The following is an 8219-nucleotide window of genomic DNA, read 5'->3' on the forward strand; positions in this document are numbered from 1 at the left end:
AAAAACATAAGTTATTTAATTCACAATTATTATTATTTAGGGGCTCAAATCTAATACGTAGATTGATTTTTGAATAAAATATATTAGTGGACATAAGTAAATAGTTACTAAATCGATCAATATTATGTAGTTAAGCAGATTTTATATTAATTATGACGGTTATTTTATGAATTTAAATATTTTTGCAAAACTAATATTTAAAAGTCCTTTTTACCGTGATGAACCTGCAATCAAAAAAAGTAAACCTACCATTACTGTTAATTTTGTTTTTTTCCTTGAAAGGAATTGGGCAAAATAACCAAGTTAATAGTAATGATATTATGGAGACAATAATTACGTCTGGTAATAATGCAACTGGAAGTTCTGGTTCTATTTCTTACTCAATAGGTCAAGTATTTTATACCTATATTGGACTAGAATCAGTCTATAACGTGGCTCAAGGTATACAGCATCAAGAATTAAATAAAAGCGAAAATATAGTAGAAGCTATTGAGGGGAAAGCCGAAGTATTTGTTTTCCCAAATCCAACTGCAGATTTTGTAAATGTGAATTTGAAAGGTTTTGATTTAGTAACAGGTCAACAATCTTATCAACTTTATAATTTGCAAGGAAGGTTGATAAAACAAAACACCATCAATCAAATTCAAAGCCAGATTAGTTTAAACAATCTAACCCCTTCTATTTACGTTCTTCGAATATACGTTAACAACAAAGTTTTAAACACATTTAAAATAATTAAACAATAAAATAATGAAGCAATCATTAATCATTCTATTTTTATTACTGGCTGTTTCAATAAAGCTATCTGCACAATCGCCAGAGAAAGTTAGTTATCAGGCAATTATTCGAGCACAAGATAATAGCTTGTTGCTAAATTCTAATGTAAGCCTCAAAATAATTATACATCAAGGTGCTGCTAACGGAACTGCTATTTATCAAGAGTCTCATTCTGTTACTTCAAATAATAATGGCTTAGTTTCACTTGAAATTGGGACGGGAAAAAATGTAACAGGTAATTTTAGCACAATACCTTGGCAAAATGGTTCTTACTTTATAGAAACACAGGTAGATATCGCTGGCGGAACTAATTACAATATCATTGGAATCACACAACTTCTAAGTGTTCCTTATGCATTACATTCAAAAACTGCCGATAGATTAGTAGGATCAACCACAACAAATACTGCAAAAGCCGCAATTATTTCATTTACAACTTCTAGAAATGTAGCGACAGGAGATATTAGTAATACAATTGAATGTACAACATCGTCCACCTTAACTTTAACTTCTGGGTTTAGCAGTATGGTAATAGGCGATACTATCAATTTAGAAGCTCACAACGGAGCTGTATTAACAATACTTCCATCAACAAACGTAACAATTAATTATGTTACTGCTAGTGCAAAGTTTACAAGTGCTGCAGGAAATGTACGATTTGGCTTACTTAGAAAATCAGGATTAAATTCTTATATAATATCAGGACAATGAAGTATTTAATTTATGTTTTACTCTTTTCACCTGGTGTTTTTTCACAAAATTACCAGTATGCAATTGAAGAGGCTCAAATTGAAATTCCAGTTTTACCAACAGGGGTAAATAACCAGTTAGAAGAAATTGAATATTTCAAAGCTTATTTATTACCAATTGCAAAAAAAGCAACTTTACAACAAGCTTTAGATACTTACGGCGCCGTCCGTTTAGAAAGAGGGGATTATTCAGGTGTTGACATAATAATGAAAACTAACCAAAGATTGTACGGACATCCTTCTTTAACCCAAGTCTCTAATATAACAATAGCTGCGGGAAGTACTAATGTGCATTTAGAAGATTTATTCCCAGTAGGTAAAGAGGTAACTTTTCAAGCAGGTGCGATTATTTCTAATTGTACACTTAAAACGATTAAGTGGTGCAATATTGTTGCAACTAATGCTAGGATTGAAAACAATCTATTTATAAATATTATGTCCTCTATAAATTTTAATTGTAGTCAATCAGGGTATTTTAGAAATAATAAAATTATCAAACATCAAGTACATGCATCTTCAAATATGCTTGTATTAAAAGGGAATAGTATTACACCTAGTTATGGTAATGTACATTTACATTCAAATTTTTTGACTCCTGCTGGCGACGCTACGGACATTGATAATTTACAGTCAATTACTTTTGTTGGTTTAGATAGTGAAGCATGGAATTTTAGCGGTACTGGAACAAAACCTATGTTAGTTATGCAAAACATGGGTGATGTAAAAATTACTGATTTTGGAGGTGGAAATGGATATTCAACAATTAAAACTCCAACTTTTGATATTGATGCTAATAACTTATTTTTTTTTAATAAGTACATTAAAAATCAGAGTACTCCTTTTATACCCCCGACTATAGCAGCAAAAACGAATGTGCTTTATTTTGCTGGAGAACATGATGACTATATCAGAAAATCTGGCAATGTGACCGGATTTGATTTGAAAGGACACTTTCAAGGTGCAGGAGCTAATAAAGATATAACATTGAATGGTGCAATTCAAAAATCTGCCATAGTACAAACGACATTGTCAAACGCTATATTGGGCACTCAGTATGCCCCCTTTGAGAGAACCATATGGGAAAAATTACCAGACCCATTAGGAACAAATTGGAAAACGGAGCGAGTGAATAAAACTGATCAAACTGATTTTATCCAAAATTTAATAAACAAAAATGGTATTGCTGAATTACCAGAAGGTATTTTTTATATTGGATCAACTTTATCCTTACCTATCAATGGAATAAATGGGATTATTGGATCTGGTACAGGAAAAACTGTAATTGTAGGGTTGACAGACACATTTCCTTTAATAACACTCAAGGAATCCCCTTCTGGTGATAATAATTTTATACTTTCTAATGTAACATTGCAAGGCGGAAATGCTGGTATATTTGCTCCTGATGAAATAGATCAAATTGCTTTTACAAACCTAAAATACGTAGTATTTAGAAATCAAAATTACGGGATTCATTTATATAGAAATTATGGACTAGACAACTGTTTCTTTGATAGTGTAAGTTTTCTCGATTGTAAGATTGGTTTTTTTCAAGACCCAAATCCAGCAAATAGTCAAAGTGATCCTGGATATGTTGATAAAGTTGTTTTCTACAATGGGCAGTATTTGAATTGTGGAACAGCAATCTCTATGAGAGCTACAAGAGCAGATAATCTAAATGCTTGGATTAATTGTAAATTTGATGGAAACTCATTAGCTATTGATATTTCAGGAAACAATTTTCCATTAGCGGCAAATTGCGATTTTACCAATCATACAGGACCAAATATTATACGCGATTCTCCTTTGGCATTGTACAGTTGTAATTTTTATAATAATGCGCCTACAGACGCTGTTTTTAGAGCTCAAGGAAGTTATTTGGAGGGCTGCAACCTGCTTGATAATGTCCCTGTGTTTTCCTCAACAGTTCATTACGGCATGAGTAATTATATTCTTAATTCAACGATAAAAGGTGATGTAATAAGGACTTATGGAATGACACAAGGTATTTTTGTAAATAGTAATTTACAGGCTAACCCTCAAATAAACAAATTACTGGTAAATGTCAAAGATAATGTTCCAACGGTAATTTTGAACACCACGCCAAATCCATATCCGCAACTTTTAGTCACTCATGGGAATTAAGGGTTAAAAAATTAAATTTATAAAAGTAGAGGCTATCTTAACAAAAATATTTATAATTAATCTACACTATCTTTTAAAGTGTATAAGTTGAAAGGTTAAGGCTTGGATTTTTAATTTGAGCCTTTCGACAAATATAAGGATAAATTGATTCTTATATTTAATACGATACTCCAATCTCTAATTGGCATAGTCCATTTTTTTATAGCCTCTCGTAAAGCAAGCAAAACAGATTTTAAAACTGCATCATCTGTGGGAAAAGGCATTTTGTTATTAGCATATTTTCTAATTTTACCATTTAGATTTTCTATTAAATTATTTGTGTAAATGATTTTTTCTAATTTCGACAAGAAAGTCAAAAAACTCGAATAATTCATCCCAGTTGTCTCGCCAATATTTTATTGCGTAAGAATATTAGGACTCCCATTTATCACCAAAATCGTTTAAAGCATATTCTTAAGCTTGTTTATTTGGCGCGTTATAACTGTGTTTCATACCACCAGCAAATGCCTTTCTGTCCTTTCAAACCACCTATTTACAAGTTTCTTATCTTATGAACCAAATGTATTTTGGTTTAGAATTGCGGAAAAACGCTTCGGATAGTTTGCGTAGATCCGTTCAAATTATTATTACTGTAATCAAAATATCCTCAACTCCACGCGCTTTTATATCTATTGAATCACTCATCCAAAAGCCAGAACTTCTATTCTGGATATTCCGGTTCAAACTGAACACACCATTCCGGTTCAAACTGAACAGGTGATTCCGGAGCAAAGTGAACACCCTATTCCGGTTTAAAGTGAACAGTTTTGATGATGATTTTTAGTTCTACTTTGTGATCAAATCACATAAGTATGGCCAATAAATCAATAGGATCAGTTATGATACGAGAAATCATCAGAATGAAAGACAACGGTCTTTCAAACAATCAAATATCTAAAAACCTTGGGAAATCAAGGACAACTATCATCAAATATCTTGGAGCTATTGCCGCTTCTGAGGTTTGTTTAAAGGAACTCCTTGAACTCAAAGGCGAAGATTTATCGGAGCTTTTTGAAGTTCCCAATGAGTTAAATCCTGTCAACAGAGAGCAGATTCACAAAGATTTATATTCCTTTTTTCCTTATCTCGAAAAGGAATTAAAACGTGTTGGTGTTACTCGTCATATTCTCTGGGGAGAGTATAAGGCAAAACACCCCGAAGGAGTCATGTATAGCCAATTCTGTGAGCATTACAAAAAATGGAGCCAAAAATCGGAAGGTTATATGCCTACTACCCACAAAGCAGGGGAAAAGCTTTTCATTGATTATGCTGGCAAGAAACTCCATATCATTGACAAGGAAACAGGCGAAATAAAGCCGGTGGAAGTCTTTGTTGCGACCCTAGGCTCAAGCCAATACACTTACGTGGAAGCCTCTTTTTCTCAACAGATACCCGATTTTATAGACAGTGTTCAAAATTGTCTGCATTATTTGGGAGGCGTTCCTGCTTGTATTATTCCTGATAATCTGAAATCGGCAGTAACCAAATCCAATAAATACGAACCCCATATAAACGAACAGTTTGCCTGCTTTGCTTCGCATTACAACACTTCAATAATGCCTGCCAGAGCCTTGAAGCCTAAGGACAAATCCTTTGTCGAAGGTGCCGTAAATATTACTTACACCCGCATCCATGCGGCTCTTCGAGATAAAGAATTTTACGGTATTACGGAATTGAATTTGGCTATAAAGGAGCTTCTTTTGATTTACAATCAAACCCCTTTTCAGAAAAAACAACACAGTCGTACCGGTCTTTTTTTAGAAATAGAGAAGGATGCTTTAAAGCCATTGCCTTTGGAGAAATACGAACTGAGAGACTATAAAATCGCTACAGTACAGAAGAATTGCCATGTCTATTATGCTGCTGATAAAAACTATTACAGCATACCCAATGCCTATATCGGAAAGAAAGTAAAGTTGATCCTTACCCAAAGCATAGTGGAAATCTACCATCACCAAGCCCGTATTGCTCTTCACCCGCGCAGTCGCAAGGCTTACCACTATGTGACCGTAAAGGAACATATGCCTGTGAGTCACACCTACAATGCCGATTGGAGTTCGGAATATTTTATCACTTGGGCGCAAAAAATAGGTCCTTGGACAAAGGAATACATTGAGAAAATATTGGATAAAAAACAGTATCCTGAACATAGTTATAAGAGTTGCTTGGGAATATTGAGCATGGCAGCTAAAATAGACAAAGAACGCCTGAATAATGCCTGTAAAAGGGCTCTAAGCTACGATGCAGTAAGCTATAATTCTATCAAAAATATTTTAGAGAGAGGACTTGATAAAGAAGAAGAACTGGATTTATTCAATGTCTCCTTATCTAATCATGACAATATCAGAGGGCCCGAATATTATGCTTAACATTTTAAATTAAATCAAAATATTAACACAAATGCCACTATCGAAAAGATGCAGAAAATGCGTTTAAACGGAATGAAACGAGCTTATGAATCTTCATTCGAAACCAGAAACCAAGGCACATTTACTAATGATGAGTTTATTGCCTGGCTCATTGAATCAGAAGATAATCACCGCAACAATAGCCGAACCGAGCGATTACTCAAAAATGCAAAGTTCCATTATCAAGCGTCTTTAGAGGAGATAAGCTATACCGATGATCACAATCTCGAGCGAAACCTTCTTACCCGTTTATCGGACTGCTCCTTTATTGACCGAAATGAAAATCTAATCATCACAGGCTGTACTGGAACAGGAAAGAGTTTTTTAGCAACAGCCTTGGGACACCAAAGCTGTATCAAAGGCTACAAAGTACTTTACTATAATTTGGGCAAACTATTCCAAAAATTAATCATGGCCAAAGCAGATGGCTCTTACATCAGGGAACTCACTAAGATCGAGAATCACGATTTGTTGATTATCGACGACTTTGGACTACAAGCCATCAATAATGAAAAACAGATGATCCTAATGGATTTGGTAGAGGATAGAAATCAAAAAAGGGCAACCATTTTTTGCTCACAGCTACCGGTGAAAAACTGGTATGATCTCATTGAAGAAAAGACAATCGCAGATGCTATTTTGGATCGAATTATCCACTCGGCAGTCCGCTTTGAACTCAAGGGAGAATCCATGAGAAAAAAAATGAAAAAACAATAAAAGTTTTTGTCTAATTTTAACCCAAGAAATCATCATCAAAACTACTGTACACTTTACTCCGGAATGAGGTGTCCACTTTCATCGGAATAGTCATATTCTTTCCAAACCACATTTTTAGAATGTCTTTCTTGCCATCGCCCTATAATCTAGCGGCAAGATAGATAGTTTTGTTAATCACTTTTGAGTTTTCACGAACTTTAAAAACAATCCCATCCATCCAAACAATTAAATATAAGTCTTCTAGAGGACGATTTTCCCAAGCAATAATTTCACTTGAAACAGCATTGGTTATTCTTGAAATTGTTGAAGTAGAAACATCTAAATCATACATTTCTCTGATTTGCTCTTCACTATCACTTACACTCATACCTTTGGCATAAAAAGAGATAATAATATTTTCCAAACCATCGATTATATTATGCCTTTTTGGCACTAATGCGGGCTCAAAAGTACCGTCTCTATCACGAGGAACTTTGATTACACTTTCTCCCATTGAAGATTTTATCTTCTTGGTTTGATGTCCATTACGATAATTACCTTCCTTGGTTTTTTGATGTTTTTCCGTATCAAGGTGGTCATCTAGTTCGGCTTCAAGCATGTGTTCTACCGCTCGCTTGTGCATTTGTTTGAAGAATGATGTTAAATCTTCTCCTGTTTTAAAAGACTTATAAAAGTCCTTGCTGTTCAATAATTCTTCTTTGTCTATCATAGCTGTATAAAATATAAAAATAGTTAAAAAGTTATTTCCGAAAAATTTTTTGAGCTTTAAGGGCTCAAAATTTTTCAGAATAACTTTTCAACTTACACAGTTAGTGAAACACTACCTTAAACTGGTATGCTTTAAAATCAATCATCGATCAGAACCAAAACCCCGCAAAGAAAACAATAGCGATGATAGCTACTTCTTTCTCGGCTTGGTATGAATTTAAAGAAATTATCAATTTACCATATATTAACTAGACTTAAGCCAATCCTATTTGTTGTTATTACTGAATCACTCATAGATATATTTTAAATATTTTTCAAATTTATCGCAGATTGTTGAATAGATTTTGCCAATTTTTAAGCTTTAATCTGAATAATAATATCTTTGAATGTGCGTTTTATATATTATTTGATCCTGATTTTTAGACTATTAAACAAATAATTTGAAAGATCTTCTTCATTACTTCTTGTTTTCTCAACCCTTGATTAGCGTGAATCATTAGATTTAATAATTGCGAATTTTAAAATTTTAATAAAATACCCTATTGCGATCTAGTAGTTAAAAAAAAAATTAAATTTCTTAAAATTGGTCTAACCCCCTAATAATCGGACTTTAACATTTTAAGTTTTACAAACATACAAAATTAATAAATATCTTTGCCTTGCAAGGAACAAACGAAGG

At 33.5% G+C, this 8219-nt stretch carries 5 protein-coding genes and 2 pseudogenes; 5 read left to right on the forward strand and 2 right to left on the reverse strand.

Annotated elements, in window-relative coordinates:
* The first annotated feature begins 320 nt into the window (after positions 1–320).
* The 3 genes from BUB42_RS15005 to BUB42_RS15015 are packed head-to-tail and all read left to right on the forward strand — an operon-like array spanning position 321 to position 3668.
* On the forward strand, positions 321–746 hold the full coding sequence (locus BUB42_RS15005; RefSeq protein ID WP_170857242.1) for a T9SS type A sorting domain-containing protein: 426 nt from the start codon (positions 321–323) through the stop codon (positions 744–746).
* Between the two features lie 4 nt (positions 747–750).
* On the forward strand, positions 751–1488 hold the full coding sequence (locus BUB42_RS15010; protein ID WP_073021831.1) for a hypothetical protein: 738 nt from the start codon (positions 751–753) through the stop codon (positions 1486–1488).
* On the forward strand, positions 1485–3668 hold the full coding sequence (locus tag BUB42_RS15015; protein WP_073021833.1) for a hypothetical protein: 2184 nt from the start codon (positions 1485–1487) through the stop codon (positions 3666–3668). The genes BUB42_RS15010 and BUB42_RS15015 overlap by 4 nt, the downstream gene beginning before the upstream one ends.
* Positions 3669–3734: 66 nt before the next feature.
* On the opposite strand, the pseudogene BUB42_RS16775 reads toward BUB42_RS15015, so the two are convergent.
* A pseudogene (locus tag BUB42_RS16775) lies at positions 3735–4376 on the reverse strand (transposase); the annotation flags it as partial.
* A 143-nt stretch (positions 4377–4519) separates the two neighbouring features.
* Here BUB42_RS16775 and istA point away from each other — a divergent pair.
* Positions 4520–6076 (forward strand): IS21 family transposase, encoded by a 1557-nt coding sequence (gene istA, locus BUB42_RS15025; protein ID WP_073021837.1) that lies wholly within the window; start codon positions 4520–4522, stop codon positions 6074–6076.
* A 21-nt stretch (positions 6077–6097) separates the two neighbouring features.
* Entirely contained in the window at positions 6098–6832 is a 735-nt protein-coding gene (gene istB / locus BUB42_RS15030; protein WP_073021839.1) for an IS21-like element helper ATPase IstB, read from the forward strand.
* A 142-nt stretch (positions 6833–6974) separates the two neighbouring features.
* Here istB and BUB42_RS15035 read toward each other — a convergent pair.
* Positions 6975–7541 (reverse strand): annotated as a pseudogene (locus tag BUB42_RS15035) (IS256 family transposase); the annotation flags it as partial.
* Positions 7542–8219 lie beyond the last annotated feature (678 nt).

The sequence above is a fragment of the Flavobacterium micromati genome (genome assembly GCF_900129585.1).
Classification (GTDB): domain Bacteria; phylum Bacteroidota; class Bacteroidia; order Flavobacteriales; family Flavobacteriaceae; genus Flavobacterium; species Flavobacterium micromati.